The 15,053-nt window shown below is 71.4% G+C and carries 17 protein-coding genes; 12 read left to right on the top strand and 5 right to left on the bottom strand.

The window, feature by feature from the left end:
* The first annotated feature begins 122 nt into the window (after window positions 1–122).
* Window positions 123–788: a hypothetical protein gene (locus ACYUED_RS13050; RefSeq protein ID WP_491292450.1), complete on the top strand. Its 666-nt coding sequence runs from the start codon at window positions 123–125 to the stop codon at window positions 786–788.
* A 5-nt stretch (window positions 789–793) separates the two neighbouring features.
* On the top strand, window positions 794–1,462 hold the full coding sequence (locus ACYUED_RS13045; RefSeq protein WP_491292449.1) for a hypothetical protein: 669 nt from the start codon (window positions 794–796) through the stop codon (window positions 1,460–1,462).
* A 42-nt stretch (window positions 1,463–1,504) separates the two neighbouring features.
* Here ACYUED_RS13045 and ACYUED_RS13040 read toward each other — a convergent pair whose 3' ends face one another.
* Window positions 1,505–1,933: a DnaJ family domain-containing protein gene (locus ACYUED_RS13040; RefSeq protein WP_491292448.1), complete on the bottom strand. Its 429-nt coding sequence runs from the start codon at window positions 1,931–1,933 to the stop codon at window positions 1,505–1,507.
* An 81-nt stretch (window positions 1,934–2,014) separates the two neighbouring features.
* Between ACYUED_RS13040 and ACYUED_RS13035 the strand changes: the two genes are divergently transcribed.
* Window positions 2,015–2,407 carry an FHA domain-containing protein gene (locus ACYUED_RS13035; RefSeq protein ID WP_491292447.1) on the top strand — a complete coding sequence of 131 codons (393 nt, stop codon included), beginning with the start codon at window positions 2,015–2,017 and terminating at the stop codon, window positions 2,405–2,407.
* A 47-nt stretch (window positions 2,408–2,454) separates the two neighbouring features.
* On the opposite strand, the gene ACYUED_RS13030 is transcribed toward ACYUED_RS13035, so the two are convergent.
* Entirely contained in the window at window positions 2,455–3,126 is a 672-nt protein-coding gene (locus ACYUED_RS13030; protein WP_491292446.1) for an O-methyltransferase, read from the bottom strand.
* A gap of 108 nt (window positions 3,127–3,234) precedes the next feature.
* Window positions 3,235–4,650 (bottom strand): glycine betaine/L-proline transporter ProP, encoded by a 1,416-nt coding sequence (gene proP, locus ACYUED_RS13025; protein WP_491292445.1) that lies wholly within the window; start codon window positions 4,648–4,650, stop codon window positions 3,235–3,237.
* A gap of 358 nt (window positions 4,651–5,008) precedes the next feature.
* On the opposite strand from proP, the gene ACYUED_RS13020 reads away from it, so the two are divergent.
* The 4 genes from ACYUED_RS13020 to ACYUED_RS13005 all read left to right on the top strand — a co-directional run bounded on the left by ACYUED_RS13020 (window position 5,009) and on the right by ACYUED_RS13005 (window position 10,301).
* The gene (locus ACYUED_RS13020) at window positions 5,009–7,054 is read left to right on the top strand and encodes a bifunctional glycosyltransferase 87/phosphatase PAP2 family protein (protein ID WP_491292444.1); all 2,046 of its coding nucleotides are present in this window, start codon (window positions 5,009–5,011) and stop codon (window positions 7,052–7,054) included.
* A gap of 92 nt (window positions 7,055–7,146) precedes the next feature.
* Window positions 7,147–8,805, top strand: coding sequence for a LuxR C-terminal-related transcriptional regulator (locus ACYUED_RS13015; RefSeq protein WP_491292443.1), 1,659 nt, complete (start codon window positions 7,147–7,149; stop codon window positions 8,803–8,805).
* Window positions 8,806–8,883: 78 nt separating this feature from the next.
* The gene (locus tag ACYUED_RS13010; RefSeq protein WP_491292442.1) at window positions 8,884–9,207 is read left to right on the top strand and encodes a tetratricopeptide repeat protein; all 324 of its coding nucleotides are present in this window, start codon (window positions 8,884–8,886) and stop codon (window positions 9,205–9,207) included.
* Window positions 9,111–10,301, top strand: a complete 1,191-nt coding sequence (locus ACYUED_RS13005; RefSeq protein ID WP_491292441.1) for a flavin-containing monooxygenase — start codon at window positions 9,111–9,113, stop codon at window positions 10,299–10,301. Before ACYUED_RS13010 ends, ACYUED_RS13005 begins: the two co-directional genes overlap by 97 nt.
* 73 nt (window positions 10,302–10,374) lie before the next feature.
* Here the strand turns inward: ACYUED_RS13005 and ACYUED_RS13000 are convergent, their stop codons facing one another.
* The gene (locus ACYUED_RS13000; RefSeq protein ID WP_491292440.1) at window positions 10,375–11,610 is read right to left on the bottom strand and encodes a cytochrome P450; all 1,236 of its coding nucleotides are present in this window, start codon (window positions 11,608–11,610) and stop codon (window positions 10,375–10,377) included.
* 239 nt (window positions 11,611–11,849) lie between these two features.
* On the opposite strand from ACYUED_RS13000, the gene ACYUED_RS12995 reads away from it, so the two are divergent.
* Window positions 11,850–13,019, top strand: a complete 1,170-nt coding sequence (locus ACYUED_RS12995) for a steroid 3-ketoacyl-CoA thiolase (protein WP_266513482.1) — start codon at window positions 11,850–11,852, stop codon at window positions 13,017–13,019.
* Between the two features lie 26 nt (window positions 13,020–13,045).
* Here ACYUED_RS12995 and ACYUED_RS12990 read toward each other — a convergent pair whose 3' ends face one another.
* Complete coding sequence (locus ACYUED_RS12990) at window positions 13,046–13,144, bottom strand: DUF397 domain-containing protein (protein ID WP_491294233.1); 99 nt, start codon at window positions 13,142–13,144, stop codon at window positions 13,046–13,048.
* Between the two features lie 17 nt (window positions 13,145–13,161).
* Between ACYUED_RS12990 and ACYUED_RS12985 the strand changes: the two genes are divergently transcribed.
* From ACYUED_RS12985 to ACYUED_RS12970, 4 genes are read left to right on the top strand one after another with little or no spacing between them, the layout of a single operon-like run.
* Window positions 13,162–13,524, top strand: coding sequence for an ATP-binding protein (locus tag ACYUED_RS12985; RefSeq protein ID WP_491294231.1), 363 nt, complete (start codon window positions 13,162–13,164; stop codon window positions 13,522–13,524).
* A 12-nt stretch (window positions 13,525–13,536) separates the two neighbouring features.
* Window positions 13,537–14,064 (top strand): GNAT family N-acetyltransferase, encoded by a 528-nt coding sequence (locus ACYUED_RS12980; protein WP_491292439.1) that lies wholly within the window; start codon window positions 13,537–13,539, stop codon window positions 14,062–14,064.
* Window positions 14,065–14,097: 33 nt separating this feature from the next.
* Window positions 14,098–14,577, top strand: a complete 480-nt coding sequence (locus ACYUED_RS12975; protein ID WP_491292438.1) for a hypothetical protein — start codon at window positions 14,098–14,100, stop codon at window positions 14,575–14,577.
* Window position 14,578: 1 nt separating this feature from the next.
* Window positions 14,579–15,049 carry a pyridoxamine 5'-phosphate oxidase family protein gene (locus tag ACYUED_RS12970; RefSeq protein ID WP_491292437.1) on the top strand — a complete coding sequence of 157 codons (471 nt, stop codon included), beginning with the start codon at window positions 14,579–14,581 and terminating at the stop codon, window positions 15,047–15,049.
* Window positions 15,050–15,053 lie beyond the last annotated feature (4 nt).

The following is a 15,053-nucleotide window of genomic DNA, read 5'->3' as shown; positions in this document are numbered from 1 at the left end:
ATCGACACGTCACCTGAACGAATCGCGCCCTGAGCGCCTGCGCCGCCGCCGTTTGAGGGGTGCCTTCCGGGCAACCCGGCCGGGGAACCGGCCCGACGGGGCCGACACAACGGAAGGCACCCATGTCCACAGGCATGATCATTGCTCTGATCGTGATCGTGGCGGCCGTGGTCGTTGTCGCGGCCGTCCTGACCATGCGTTCCCGGGGCCCGCGCGGAGGCCGGGACCTGAAGCGGCGCTTCGGACCCGAGTACGACCGGACCCTGGCCCGGCACGACGGGGACGCGAAGGCCACCGAGCGCGAGCTCACGGAGCGCGTGGAGCGGCACGGGTCGCTGCGCGAGCAGCCGTTGGAGCCCGGCCGGCGCGAGCAGTTCGAGGCTCGCTGGACTGCCGTACAGGAGCACTTCGTCGACGCGCCGCGTGAGGCCGTCGGCGAGGCGGACCGGCTCCTCGCGGAGCTGGCCGCCGTCAGGGGCTTCCCCGAAGGCGACCGCTACGACGAACAGCTCGCCGCCCTCTCCGTCCACCACGCCCACCACGTCCACGGCTACCGGCGCGTCCACCGCGTCGCGAGCGTGGGTGCGGGCGGGCAGGACGGCGACCGCGCCGACACCGAGGAGATGCGCGGGTCGCTGGTCGAGGCCCGGGCCCTCTTCGACGACCTCATGAAGCCGACCCGCGAGGACTCCGCGAAGCCCGCCATGCGCAAGGAGACCGCCCGCAACGACGGCAGCGGCAGCCATCTGCCGTGGGCCTTCAACCGGCACCACGCGAAGGGGAGTTGAGCGACATGACGGACGCGACGACCGGCGCCGGGGCCGCACGGACCGGGACCGGGACCGGGGCCGGGGCCGAGAACGAGGACAGGACGAAGCGGCGCACCGTCACACCGATCCCGCCGGAGACAACCGGGACGACCGGGACGCCGCAGGCGACCGAGGCGGCCGAGCGTGAGCCCGCTCGGGGCGCCGGCGACATCGCGGGCGGCGGAGCGGCCGGACTGCGCGACGACCGTACGACGCGACGGGCGACGGGACAGGGGACGGGACAGGAGACGGATCGCGAGGGCGTCGCCTCCGACCTCCACAGCGCCTCTGACGAGGGCCGCTCCAGCACCTCCGGAACCGCTCACCACACCGGCACCACCTCCACCACGCCCACCACCCACCTCCTCCCGCACGAGGAGTGCGACAAGCTGGAGCTCCGGCTCAGGCAGGCGGTCTCCGGGTTCGTCGACGGGCCCCGGGACGCCGTCGAGGAGGCCGACCACGTGGTCGAGGAGATCGCCGGCCGCTTCACGGAGGCACTGACACGGCGCCGTCGCACCCTGCGCATGTCCTGGCAGGACGGCGAGCGGGGCGAGAAGTCGGGGTCCCCGGCCATGCGCCCCGACACCGAGCAGCTCCGACTGGCGCTGCGTGACTACCGCGAACTGGCCGAACGGCTCCTGCAGAGCTGACCCCCGCAGGGCTGACCCCCGCCCCGCAGGGCTGACCGACTTCTACCGGGCCGACTCCGACTCGCCCGCCGCCGTCCGGCGCCCCCGCCACTCGCGTACGACCTCCTCGACGTCGTACGGCTTCATACCGAGCGGGGGGCCGGGCGGCGGCTTGAACATCATGTCGCGGATCTTGACGTTGACCTCGGTGATGATCTTGCGTGCGATCCGCTCCGAGGGTGCCGCGTACGCTGCGGCGAGCGCGTCCTCGGCCTCCTTGCGCAGGGCGAGCGTCGGCGGCAGCACGGAGAGGCCCTCGCGCGCCATCTTCTGCTTGATCCACCACAGTTCGTCGTACGAGGCGTCGGAACCGGACGGCAACGGCTTGCCCGCGCCCGGCAGTTGGGCGAACTCTCCGCGCCGCTCGGCGTCACGGATCTGCTTGTCGACCCAGGACTCGAACGGGACACCCGGTGGCTTTCGCTCGGTCATGAGTCCATTGTGCCGGACGCGGCACCGCCGGGCGATTTATCATGCGGCCGCTGTGTAAGGACACTTCAAGAGGAGCAGCGCGTGCTCGAACTGACCATGGCCACCGTCTCCGGGGCGGAAGAGGGGGCCACGGCCGGCATGCTCATGGCCGACGCACCCAGTGAGCCCGGCGCCGTGCTGCGGGTGGGGCGTGACAAATCCGTGTGCCGTCTCGTGACGCCCGACGACTGGCTGTTCATCTCACGGGTCCACCTGGAGTTCCTGTGCGGCCCGGAGGGGGCCTGGCAGGTGACCTGGCTGCGCGGCTCGCAGGACGACCCGTCCTCCGAGGTCCGGCTGATCGTCGGCGAGTACGCGCAGCCGCTCGTCTACGGCGGGACCGTGCCGCTGCCGAGGGGCGGCAACGGCGAGATCGTCGTCCTGGACCGCACCGCCCCGCGCAGCGTCAACGTCGGCTTCTACCACGAGTTCTGAGCGGAACCCGAGTTCTGAGCGGAACACGGGTTCTCGGTGGGCAGGGGCTACGCCAGCACGCGCGCGAGTGCGAAGCCGTCGTGGCCCTTGCTGCCCACCGTCTGGATCGCCGTGCCGCTCAACCGCGGGTGCGAGGCGATCAGTTCGATGGCGGCGCGGGTGCCCAGCACGTCGGGTGACGTGCTGTCCGCGTCGGCGACCCGGCCGCTCCGTACGACGTTGTCCACGACGATCAGGCTGCCCGCCCGTGTGAGCTTGAGCGCCCACTCCACGTAGTGCGGGTTGTTGGCCTTGTCGGCGTCGATGAAGACCAGGTCGAAGGGCGCCGGGTTCTCGTCGGCCAGCTTGGGCAGCGACTCCAGGGCCGGGCCCACCCGCACGTCGACGATCCGGTCCAGGCCCGCGCGCGCGATGTTGCGGGTGGCGACCTCGGCGTGCCTGGCGCTGTACTCGAGCGAGACGAGACGGCCGTCCTCGGGCAGCGCGCGGGCCAGCCAGATGGTGCTGTAGCCGCCGAGGGTGCCGATCTCCAGGATGGTGCGGGCGCCCTGGATCTGGGCGAGGAGCAGCAGGAACTTGCCCTGGGGTGGGCTGACGGCGATGGACGGCAGCTCGGCCGCCTCGCTGTCGCGCAAGGCCGCCTGCAGTGCTTCGTCGTTCGGCGAGAGCTGGTTGGTGAAGTAGACGTCCACGTCGTCCCAGAGCTGCGACTCGCTCATTCACCTACGCCTTTCATAGGGCTCGTCAACGCTGCCAACAGTGCGTCAGCCGGTTGGGTCAACGATTTCGAGTATGCGCCGGTTCCGGGCGCCGGGCTTCGGACGCTCCTACTTTCCCGTCGCGGAAGCCGCCGGCGCGGGAGCGTTCGTCGTGGGGGCTTCCACCGCGGGCGCCGACCCCGGCAGGGGCTTCCCCGCCGACTCGGCCATGAACCACACCGCCGCACCGCCGACGATCGCCGCCGCCATCATGTAGTACGCGGGCATCATCATGTTGCCGGTCGCGCCGATCAGGGCCGTGACCACCAGCGGGGTCGTGCCGCCGAACAGGGACACCGACACGTTGAAGCCGATCGACAGGGAGCCGTAGCGGACCCGGGTCGGGAACAGGGCCGGGAGGGCCGAGGGCATCGCGGCCGTGAAGCAGACCAGAAGCAGACCCAGCGCACCCATGCCCAGCGCGACCGCCGCCAGGCTGCCCTGGCGGATCAGCAGGATCGCCGGGACGGAGAGGAACAGGAAGCCCACGCAGCCCGCCGCGATCACCGGGCGGCGGCCGATCCGGTCGGTCAGGGCGCCCGCGAAGGGCTGGACGGCCATCATCAGCACCATCACGCCGAGCACCACGAGCAGCCCGTGCGTCTCGTCGTACCTGAGCTCACCGGTCAGATAGCTCGGCATGTACGACAGCAGCATGTAGTCGGTGACGTTGAAGACCAGGACCAGGCCCATGCACAGCAGCAGGGCGCGCCACTGGCCGGTGATCATCTCGCGCAGCGGGACCTTCGGGCGGCTCGCCTCCGCCTTCTCGACCTCCGCCGCGAAGGCCGGGGTCTCCTCCAGCCGCATCCGCAGATACAGGCCGATGATGCCCATCGGGCCCGCGATCATGAACGGGATGCGCCAGCCCCAGGACACCAGGTCGTCGGTGGACAGCAGCGCGGTCATCAGGGTGACCAGGCCCGCACCGCCGATGTAGCCGGCCAGCGTGCCGAACTCCAGCCAGCTGCCCAGGAAGCCCCGCCGCTTGTCCGGCGCGTACTCGGCGATGAAGGTCGAGGCGCCGGCGTACTCACCGCCGGTCGAGAAACCCTGGACGAGGCGGGCCAGGAGCAGCAGCAGCGGGGCGCCGACGCCGATCGTGGCGTACGACGGGATCAGACCGATCGCGAAGGTGCCCGCCGCCATCATGATCATCGTCAGTGCGAGGACCTTCTGGCGGCCGATCCGGTCGCCGAGCGGGCCGAAGACCATGCCGCCGACCGGGCGGACCAGGAAGGCCGCGGCGAAGGCGCCGAACGTGGACAGGAGCTGGGCGGTGGGGTTGCCGGACGGGAAGAAGACCTTGCCCAGCGTCACCGCGATATAGCTGTAGACACCGAAGTCGAACCACTCCATCGCGTTGCCCAGCGCGGCCGCCTTCACGGCGCGGCGGACGAGAGCGGGGTCGGTGGCGGTGACCGGTCGGGCTGAGGTGGAGGTGCGGGCGCGGACGGGGGGAACGGTGAATGTGGCGGACGCCAAGACTTCGCTCGCCTACCTTTCGACGGGGACAGGGACGCGGCCCGCGGCGGCGATGACGGAGGGCCGACAAGCGACCATAAGGGTGCGAACCGCCCTCACGGGTCGCGCTCAGGTCGTTGCGCAGTGCATGTAAACAGCACGTGTGCAGGTGCGTATGCCCGCTCGAACACGTTTCCCGCCGTCGCCCGTTGTGATCCATCTCGCGTTCCTCGGAGGCAACCCGCCGCCCGCGCACTATCGTCATTAGGGCAAAAGGGGGACGGACGTCAGGTGGACCAGGGGTGGACGGCGTCTCCCTCCAGGGGCCCTGCGAGCTCCAGGGTGAGCAGCCGGACGACGGAGCGGAGGCCGACGAGGCGTGGCGAACGTGGAGCACAGCGGGCGACCGCCGAAAGCCTTCCGACGGACGGCTGCCGAAGCGGCCGGGGGACGCCTGCGTGTGGCGCGCCTGGGGCTGTGGCTGGTGGCGGCGATCCTCGTCGTACGACAGGTGGCCGTCGTCCTCAGTACGCCGAGGGGCGAGCGGCTGACCGATCTGGAGACCTGGGTCGGCCCGGACGGCGTCCTGCATGTGAAGGGTTCGCTCTACGACTCGACGCAGTTCACCGGCACGCCGTTCGGCGGGCTCGTCCTGAAGCCGCTCACCAAGGCTGCCGAGCAGGCCCTCGGCTGGGGCTGGACCTTCGGCACGCTGCTGCTGGTCGTCGCGCTCGGTCTGGTCGTGGCCCGTGCGCTGCCGCAGCCGGTGAGCCGAAGGACCTCGCTGCTCGCCGCGCCGGCCGCCGTCAGCCTGCTGATGCTGTCGCTGCCGGTGCGCAACGCCCTGTGGCTCGGACAGACGAGCATCATGCCGGTCCTGCTGGTGCTGGTCGGCTGCTTCGCCGTACGCGGGCAGCGGGCCGGCGGCGTCCTGATCGGTCTGGCCGCGGCGCTCCAGCCGACCGTGCTGCTCTTCGCACCGCTGCTGTGGTTCACGGGCCGCCGCCGGGCCGCCCTGTCGACGGGGATCACGTTCGTCGCGTGCACCGCGCTCGCGTGGGCCGCGATGCCGCACGACTCGTACACCTACTGGGTGCACCACATGGCCGGCACCGGTCTCGGCGGCAAGGCCGACGACCTCGCCAACCAGTCCCTGCACGGCGCGCTGCTCCGGCTCGGCCTTGAGGGCCCGCTGGAGATCGCCCTCTTCTTCACGCTGGGCACGGCGGTCGCGGTGCTCGGTGTGCGGCGCGCGGTGCGTTACGCGCGCGACGGCCAGCTGCTGCTCGCGGTGGCGATCACCGGCTGCGCGGCGATCGCGGTGTCCCCGACGACCTGGCAGCACCAGCTCCTGTGGGTGCTGCTCGCGGTCGTCGGGCGGGTCGGCAAGCGGGCCTCCGACCGGTACGTGTGGCCGGTCGCCGTCGTCCTGGTGATGACGCTGCCGGCCAAGATGATGCTGCCGAACATCTCGCAGATGTACGCCCTGCGGGACGACGTCGTCCTCCTCGCGGCCCTCGTCGCCGCGACCGCGATCCCGTTCCTGTCCCGCACGTCGCCGTACTACCAGGCGCCGGTCCCGGCCCAGTACGCGCCCGCGGTCCCGGCCCGGCTCAGACACGTCCCCCTGCTGCCGTCGCTGCGCCGGGTCCTGGCCCGCCCGAACCTCCTCCTGGAACTCCTCCTCATCCGGGTCACGTACGCCGCCTACCAGAAGGTGCGGCTCGCGGCGACCGGCGGCACCAACTCGCAGGGCCGGGCGACCGCCGAGCACCACGGTCACCAGATCCTGGATCTGGAGCGGTGGCTGCACATCGACGTCGAGCACTGGGTCAACCACGCGGTCGTCAAGGTCGACTGGCTGAGCGACTTCTTCGGCTTCTACTACGAGTCGTTCCATTTCGTGGTCCCGCTGACGGTCCTCGCCGTCCTCTACTGGCGCCGCCCGGCCGACTACCGCTGGGCCCGCGCCGCGCTGGGCTTCGCCACGCTCCTCGCCCTGGTCGGCTTCTGGCTCTACCCCCTGGCGCCGCCGCGCCTCCTGCCCGGCCTCGGCATCATCGACACCGTCCACGGCGTCCAGGACTTCTCCAAGCCGGACTACGGCACCCTGACGGCGCTGACCAACCAGTACGCGGCGATGCCCTCGCTGCACTTCGGCTGGTCGCTGTGGTGCGGGGTGGTCATCGCCGTCCTCGCCCCCAGGCGGTGGATGAAGGCCCTCGGACTGCTCCACCCGCTCCTGACGGTCTCGGCGATCGTCGCGACGGGCAACCACTGGGTCCTGGACGCGGCGGGCGGCGCGCTCGTCGTCGGCGCCGGCTTCGGACTGACGTACATCCTCCAGGGCCCACGGGCGAAACCGGCCACGGCGGCGACGACCAGCGAGGAACCGGTGGCGGAGAGGGAACGGGCGGTGGGCTGAGGCGCCCGCGCCCCGAGGGGCCTGCCCGGCGGGGCCTGCCCAGCGCGTGACAGCGCCGCCCGGTTCGCGGTGCAATGTTGTGCGGAGGCGCCATGGACTGGGACGAGGATGTCTGGCGGGGGCGGGATGCCGTACGGGCCCAGGCCTGGACCGATGCGTACCACGTACTCGCGCGGGCCGACGCGGAGCGCCCCCTCGACACCCCCGATGTCGAGTTGTTCGCCGAGGCCGCCGACATGCTGGGGCGGTGTGACGATGCCGTGGGGCTGCTGCGCCGGGCCTACACCGCGTATGCCGAGGCCGGGACCGTGGGGGCGGCGCTGCGGTGTGCGTACTGGCTGTGCAAGGCGTTGGCGTGGGGCGGCGAGTTCGCGCAGTCGGGTGCCTGGCTGGCCCGCGCACGACGACTGGCGGCCACCGAACCCGGCTGCCCGGAGTGCGCCTACCTGCTCATGCTGGAGGCCGAGCTGCACTTCCGGGCGGGCGAGCCCGAGCAGATGCTCGACACCGCCCGCCGGCTGGGCGAGGTCGTCGCCTCCCGCGCGGATGCCGACCTCGCGGCCGGTACGGCGATGACGCTGGGCCTCGCCCTGGTCAGCAACGGGCAGGTGGCGGCCGGGCTCGCCGAGCTGGACGAGGCGATGGTCGCCGTCGCCGACGGCGGGCCCACCGCCCGCTGCACCGGAATGATCTACTGCGTCGTCATCGGCACCTGCCAGGACCTCCAGGAGCTGCGCCGCGCCCAGGAGTGGAGCGAAGCCCTGGCCGAGTGGTGCGCGGCCCAGCCCGACTTCACCGGCGCCTACCGCGGCCTGTGCCGCGTGCACCGCGTCGCGCTGCTCCAGCTCGGCGGCGCCTGGCCGGACGCCGTCCGTGAGGCGCGCCTGGCCTGCACCCAGCTCACCGCGGGCTACGGCGGACAGGTCGCGGGCGGTGCCTTCTACCAGCTGGCCGAACTGCACCGCCTGCGCGGCGACTTCACCGAGGCCGAGCAGGCCTACCGGGACACCCTCCACCACGGCTGGGACGCCCAGCCCGGCCTCGCCCTCCTGTGGCTGACCCGAGGCCGCGTCGAGGCGGCGACGGCGGCGATCCGCCGGGCGCTGGCCGAGACGACCGAGCCGCTGCGCAGGGCACGCCTGCTGCCCGCCGCGGTGGAGATCCTGCTCGCGGAGGGTGAGGCGGGCGCGCGGGAGGCAGCCCGGGCCGCCGGCGAACTGGAGGACATCGCCGCCGTCCACCGCGCCGCCGCCCTGCGGGCCATGGCCGGGCAGGCCCAGGGAGCGGTGCGGCTGGCCGAGGGCGCGGCGGGCCGGGCCCTGCCCCCGCTCCGGGAGGCCGGGCGGATCTGGCGCGAGCTGGACGTGCCGTACGAGGCCGCGCGCGTCGGGGTGGCGATCGGCCTTGCCTGCCGGGCGCTCGGCGACGAGGACTCGGCCGGCTGGGAGCTGGACGCGGCACGGCAGGTCTTCGAGCGGCTCGGCGCCGTGCCGGACATCGAGAGGACCGAGCGTCTGACCGTGGGCGCCGAGTACCGGCACCCGACGCTCTCACCCCGCGAGCTCGAAGTCGTACGGCTCATCGCCCGCGGCCACACCAACCACGCCATCGCCACCGAGCTGGTCCTCAGCGAGAAGACCGTCGCCCGGCACGTCAGCAACATCCTCGGCAAACTCGACGTCACCTCCCGCACCGCCGCGGCCGCCTACGCCTTCCAGCACGGACTCGTGCAGCGCGACACACCTGCGTAGAACCACCCATACGTCCCGCCCGGCGAATGGGCATTCCTCTCGATGCGCCCGGCCCCGCACCGGCACGAGCATCGAAACGTGTCCGACGACCCGACCGGTACAGCCGGTCTCCACGAACAGGTCCGCGCCGCGCGGCTACGGCTCGCCGACTGCGCCGCCGACCTCGGCACCCTGCTGCGCCTGCTCGGCGAGCACACCGAGGCCGAGCGGATGCTGCGCCGGGCCGTGGAGATCTACGAGGCCGACCGCCGGACGCACCCCGTCACCACCAGCCGCGGCACGCCCGTCACCAGCGAGGAGCTGTCATGCATACCGAGCGCATCGAAACCGTCGTCGTCGGCGGAGGCCAGGCAGGTCTCGCCACCGGATACCACCTCGCCCGTACCGGCCGCCCCTTCGTGATCCTGGATGCGGGCGAGCGCGTCGGTGACGCCTGGCGTGGGCGCTGGGACTCGCTACGGCTGTTCAGCCCCGCCAGGTTCGACGGACTGCCCGGGCTGCCGTACCCCGGCCCCGCCTGGTCGTTCCCCACCCGCGACGAGTACGCCGACTACCTCCAGGCCTACGCCGCCTGGGCCGAGCTGCCGGTGCGGACCGGCGTCTCGGTGCGGCGGGTGTCGTACGAGGGCGGCCGCTACGTCGTCGAGACGGAGACGGCACAGGGGGCTCAGAGGTACGAGGCGGACAACGTCGTCGTCGCGGCAGGCTACGACCGGCTGCCGAAGACGCCTTCCTTCGCAGGCGAACTCGCCCCGGACATCACGCAGTTGCACGCCGTCGACTACCGCAACCCCGATCAGCTGCGCGACGGCCCCGTCCTGATCGTGGGCGCCGGCAACTCGGGCGCCGACATCTCGCTCGAACTCGCCCGCACCCACCGCGTGCTGCTGTCCGGCCCGCACCCGGGACAGATCCCCTGGCGGATCGAGCACCGCAAGGCCAGGGTCCTGACGCCCGTCCTGTTCTTCGCCTTCCGGCACCTGATCACCGTACGCACCCCGATGGGCCGCAAGCTGCGCCCGAAGGTGCTCGCCCACAGCGCCCCTCTCATCCGCGTCAAGCCCGCCGATCTCAAGGCGGCCGGTGTCCGGCGTGTGGCACGCACGAGCAGGGTGCGCGAGGGCAGGCCGGTACTCGCCGACGGGTCGGCCCCCGATGTCGCCAACGTCGTGTGGTGCACGGGGTTCAGGCCGGACATCTCCTGGATCGACCTGCCCGAAGCGAACGTGTTCGACGAGGACGGTGAACCCGCCCAGCGCCGCGGAGTCGTCGCGGCACAGCCCGGCCTGTACTTCGTCGGCAGGCTCTTCCAGTACGCCATGGCCTCGTCGATGATCCAGGGCGTCGGCCGGGACGCCGAGTTCGTCGTACGGCACCTCGCCGCGCGCTCCGTTGCGGCGCGGGCCGAGCAGAGCACTGCTGAGCAGAGCACGGCCGAGCAGGGCACGCCCGGGCAGAGCAGTGCGGCCCTCGGGGGAGGCAGGAACGGCGCGTAGGGGGATGTTCCCGCCTCCCCCGACGTTCCGTGGGACGGGCCGGCGGCGCCGGGATGCCGCCGGCCCGAGCGTGTCAGGCCACCTCGACCTGGAGGTGCTTCACGCCGTTGATCCACGCGGAGCGCAGGCGGCGCGGGTCGCCGGTCAGGGTGAGGTTCGGCAGGGCGTCGGCGATCGCGTTGAAGATGAGGTCGATCTCCAGGACGGCCAGGGACTTGCCGAGGCAGTAGTGCGGGCCTCCGCCGCCGAAGCCGAGGTGGGGGTTGGGGTCGCGGGTGATGTCGAAGGTGTCGGGGTCGGTGAAGACCTCGGGGTCGTGGTTGGCGGAGGCGTAGAAGATGCCGACCCGGTCGCCCTTCCTGATCGGCTTCCCGCCCAGTTCGGTGTCCTGAGTGGCCGTGCGCTGGAAGGAGTTGACCGGGGTCGCCCAGCGCACGATCTCCTCGGCCGCCGTCTCGGGACGCTCCCTCTTGTACAGCTCCCACTGCTCGGGGTGGGTGAGGAAGGCGTGCATGCCGTGGGTGATGGCGTTGCGGGTGGTCTCGTTGCCCGCCACGGCCAGCATCAGCACGAAGAACCCGAACTCGTCGGAGTTGAGGTTGCCTTCGTCCTCGGCCGCCACCAGCGTGGTGACGATGTCCTTCGCGGGGCACTGCTTCCGGTCCGCGGCCATGTTCATGGCGTAGGCGATGAGTTCGGTGGCGGACTCGGCCCCGACCTCCTCGGTGATCGCGTACTCCGGGTCGTCGTACGAGATCATCTTGTTGGACCAGTCGAAGATCTTGGCCCGGTCGTCCTGCGGGATGCCGATGAGCTCGGCGATGGCCTGCAGAGGCAGTTCGCAGGCGATCTCGGTGACGAAGTCGAAGGGGCCGGGGCGCGCACCGGCCTCCCGCGCGATGGCGTGGGCGCGGTCGCGCAGCCGTTCCTCCAGCGCCCGTATGGCGCGCGGAGTGAAGACGCGCTGCACGATCTGGCGGACCCGGGTGTGCTCCGGCGGGTCCATGTTCAGCAGGATCAGCCGCTGGGCGTCGATGGCGTCGCGCTCGATGTGCTCGTTGAAGCGGATGATCGCCGTGTTGAGGTACGAGGAGTACAGCTCCGGGTGCGTCGAGACGTACTTGACGTCGGCGTGCCGGGTGACGGCCCAGTAACCCTCGTCCTGGAAGCCGGCGAGGTTGGCCGACTGCGGGATCCAGCGCACCGGTTCGGCCCGGCGCAGCTCGGCGAACTCCGGCAGGGGCACACGGTGGTGCAGCAGGTCGGGGTCGGTGAAGTCGAACCCGTCGGGGAGAGCTGGACAGGGCATGGGCGACTCCGGCTTGAGTTCTGACGGACCATCAGTTCTGCAGGTTTGCCGTGAAGGTAGTAACGGGTTCTACAAGAGGCAATAGGTACGGCAAGCCGAATTGCGTGCACGACCCTTGCGGTTGTGGTTGAGCTGTCAGCAGACTGCACAGAGAACTAGAACACGTACTAGTTCAGCGTGGCGGGGCCGGCCGGGACGCCCCCGCGCCGCGCGGGTACCGGAGGAGAGGATCCCCCCCCATGGCCGCGGAACCCGTGATCGTCGAGGCCGTACGCACTCCCATCGGCAGGCGCGGCGGAGCGCTCGCCAACCTGCATCCCGCCTACCTCCTGGGCGAGACCTACCGTGAACTCCTCGGCCGCACCGGCATCCCCGCCGACGCCGTCGAACAGATCGTCGGCGGCACGGTGACGCACGCCGGCGAACAGTCCATGAACCCCGCGCGCACGGCCTGGCTGACGATGGGCCTGCCGTACGAGACGGCGGCGACGACGGTCGACTGCCAGTGCGGTTCCTCGCAGCAGGCGTCGCACATGACCGCCAACATGATCGCGGCCGGCGTCATCGACGTCGGCATCTCGTGCGGCGTCGAGGCGATGTCGCGGGTGCCGCTCGGGTCGGGATCGAAGCACGGGCCCGGGAAGCCGTTCCCCGACGAGTGGAACGTCGACCTGCCGAACCAGTTCGAGGCGGCGGAACGGATCGCCCGCCATCGCGGGCTGACACGCGAGAACGTCGACTCGCTCGGTCTCATCTCGCAGGAACGGGCCGCCGTGGCCTGGGCGGAGGAGCGCTTCAAGAAGGAGACGTTCGCCGTGCAGGTGCCCACGACCGAGGACGAGCAGCGTGCCGGACAGGGCATGTGGCGGCTCGTCGACCGGGACGAGGGGCTGCGCGACACGTCGATGGAGGCGCTGGCCGGCCTGAAGCCGGTCATGCCGACGGCCGTCCACACGGCGGGCAACTCGTCGCAGATCAGCGACGGCGCCGCCGCCATCATGTGGGCCTCGAAACGGATGGCGCGGGCCCTGAAGCTGAAGCCGCGCGCACGGATCGTGGCACAGGCGCTGGTCGGTGCCGACCCGCACTTCCACCTCGACGGCCCGATCGACGCGACGCGCACCGTGCTGGGCAAGGCCGGGATGACGCTGAAGGACATCGACGTCGTCGAGATCAACGAGGCGTTCGCGTCCGTGGTGTTGAGCTGGGCGCAGGTCTTCGAGCAGGACCTGGAGAAGGTCAACGTCAACGGCGGTGCGATAGCGCTCGGGCATCCCGTGGGGGCGACGGGAGCGCGGCTCATCACGACGGCGCTTCATGAACTGGAGCGCACGGACAAGGAGTTCGCGCTCATCACCATGTGTGCGGGGGGCGGGCTGGCGACGGGGACGATCATCCAGCGGCTGTAGGGGCCCCGGCCCCGGCCCGGGTGCCGTCAGACCGCAGGGGTAGCACCGCTCCAGGAGACGAACCGACGGAACGCGTCGGGCCGGAAGGAGAGCACCGGCCCGGCGGGGTTCTTCGAGTCGCGGATGGCGATGGCGGGGCCGCCTGAGCCTCACCGCAGACGAGCACTCCGCCCGGCACATCCGCCGAATCGTCCGCTCGCTGCTCGGGGAGTGGGAGCCGGCGGAGCTGACCGACGCCGTGGAGCTCGGTGTGACCGAGCTGGTCGCCAACGTCGTACGCCATGTTCCGGACCGGCGGTGTGTGCTGCTGCTGTTGCGGTCGGCGGCGGGGGTCAGGGTGGAGGTGGCGGACGGCTGTCCTCAACCTCCGTGTATTCCGGCGGAGTTGTCGCTGGAGGCGGAGGGTGGTCGCGGGCTCGTGCTGCTCGACGCGGTGGTCGACAAATGGGGTGTGGGTCCGGCGGCCGGGGGTGGTAAGACGGTGTGGTTCGAGTGCGTGCGGTGAGGTGGTGGGGCTGTGGACGGGGTGACGGTGCGTGAGATGCGGCCGGAGGACGAGCCGGGCGTGGCCGCCCTGTTCGCGTCCTGCGAGGACTACTTCGTGGCCGCGACCGGCGATCCGGCGCTCCCCGGGGACGTGCAGAGCCTGTACTACGCGCTTCCCGACGGCGCGGACCTCGACCAGAAGCGCCTGCTGGTGATGTGCCGGGGCGAGAGGGTCGTCGGCCTGGTCGATGTCGTGGACCGGCATCCCGATGTCGAGAGCTGTTCGGTGGGGATGTTTCTCGTCGCGCCCGAGGCCCGGCGCGAGGGACTGGGCGCGAGCGTCGCGGGCCGCCTGATCGAGGAGGCGGCCGGGCGGGGGATGCGGACGGTGGCCGCCACGTGTCCGGGGGAGTGGGAGCCGGGGCTTGGGTTCCTGCGGAGCCTGGGGTTCGAGGTCGGTGCGCCGGAGGCCCTCGCGGGCGGGACCGTGGGCAATCGGACGCGGCGGGCCGAGGAGACCGGCCTGTGCACGGCGAGGTTGCGGTTCGCGGACCGATGAGTTTCGCGCGCCACCGCCGTCTCCCTCTGTGAAATGAAGGACATGGAGGTGTGTGTGGTGGACGCGGCGACACGGCAGGAATCCCTGAAACGGCTGGACGTCCTGGTCGGCGAGTGGGTGGTGGAGGCGGAGTTTCCGGGGATGGAGGTGCCTCCCGGGCGCAGTGTGTTCGAGTGGACCTTGGACGGGCGGTTCCTGGTCCAGCGGACGCAGGCGCCGAACCCGGCACCGGAGAGCATGGCGATCATCGCTGTCGACCCGGAGACGGGCGGTTACACGCAGCACTACTACGACTCGCGGGGCGTCGTACGGCTGTATGCCATGACCTTCGACGAGGGGGTGTGGCAGTTGCTGCGCGAGAGGTCGGACTTCACGCCGCTGAGCTTCCGGCAGCGGTACGTCGGGTACGTGAGCGAGGACGGCGACACCATCCGCGGCGCCTGGGAGATCGCTCGTGGCGAGTCGGCCGCCTGGGAGCGGGACTTCGCCCTCTCGTACCGCAGGAGCCACTGAGATGAGTTCCGGCAGGCACCCCGCTGACATCGTGCGCGGCATCGTCGACGCCAACCTGTACATGGTGCTCGCCACCGCCGACGCGGACGGGCGGCCGTGGAGCTCGCCGGTCTACTTCGCTCACGAGGGGTGCCGTGAGTTCTTCTGGGTCTCGTCGCCGGAGGTCGCGCATTCGCGCAACATCGCGGTGCGGCCCGAGGTGGGGATCGCGGTCTTCGACTCGTCGGCGCCGATCGGGACGGGCCAGGGCGTGTACATGGCCGCGGTCGCCGGGGCCGTGGTGGGCCCGGACGCCGAGCGTGCGATCGAGGTGTTCTCCCGCCGGTCCCTGCGGCACGGCGGGAGGGGCTGGACGCTCGACGACGTACAGGGCGACTCGGGTATGCGGCTGTACCGGGCGGTCGCCGACGGCCACTCGATCCTCGCCAAGGACGGCCGGCCGGACCATCGCATCCCGGCCGACCCCGGCTGACGTA

Source organism: Streptomyces sp. DF42, assembly GCF_058267695.1.
The sequence above is the reverse complement of the archived record's forward strand: the minus strand, read 5'-3'. Positions and strand labels throughout refer to the sequence as shown.

Excerpts from the sequence above, each read along its gene's own strand:
- ACYUED_RS12995 (WP_266513482.1), top strand. The coding sequence starts at position 11,850 with ATGGCCGCGGAACCCGTGATCGTCGAGGCCGTACGCACTCCCATCGGC.
- ACYUED_RS13000 (WP_491292440.1), bottom strand. The coding sequence starts at position 11,610 with ATGCCCTGTCCAGCTCTCCCCGACGGGTTCGACTTCACCGACCCCGAC.
- ACYUED_RS13050 (WP_491292450.1), top strand. The coding sequence starts at position 123 with ATGTCCACAGGCATGATCATTGCTCTGATCGTGATCGTGGCGGCCGTG.
- ACYUED_RS12970 (WP_491292437.1), top strand. The coding sequence starts at position 14,579 with ATGAGTTCCGGCAGGCACCCCGCTGACATCGTGCGCGGCATCGTCGAC.
- ACYUED_RS13005 (WP_491292441.1), top strand. The coding sequence starts at position 9,111 with ATGCATACCGAGCGCATCGAAACCGTCGTCGTCGGCGGAGGCCAGGCA.
- ACYUED_RS13015 (WP_491292443.1), top strand. The coding sequence starts at position 7,147 with ATGGACTGGGACGAGGATGTCTGGCGGGGGCGGGATGCCGTACGGGCC.
- ACYUED_RS12975 (WP_491292438.1), top strand. The coding sequence starts at position 14,098 with ATGAAGGACATGGAGGTGTGTGTGGTGGACGCGGCGACACGGCAGGAA.
- ACYUED_RS13030 (WP_491292446.1), bottom strand. The coding sequence starts at position 3,126 with ATGAGCGAGTCGCAGCTCTGGGACGACGTGGACGTCTACTTCACCAAC.
- ACYUED_RS13045 (WP_491292449.1), top strand. The coding sequence starts at position 794 with ATGACGGACGCGACGACCGGCGCCGGGGCCGCACGGACCGGGACCGGG.
- ACYUED_RS13040 (WP_491292448.1), bottom strand. The coding sequence starts at position 1,933 with ATGACCGAGCGAAAGCCACCGGGTGTCCCGTTCGAGTCCTGGGTCGAC.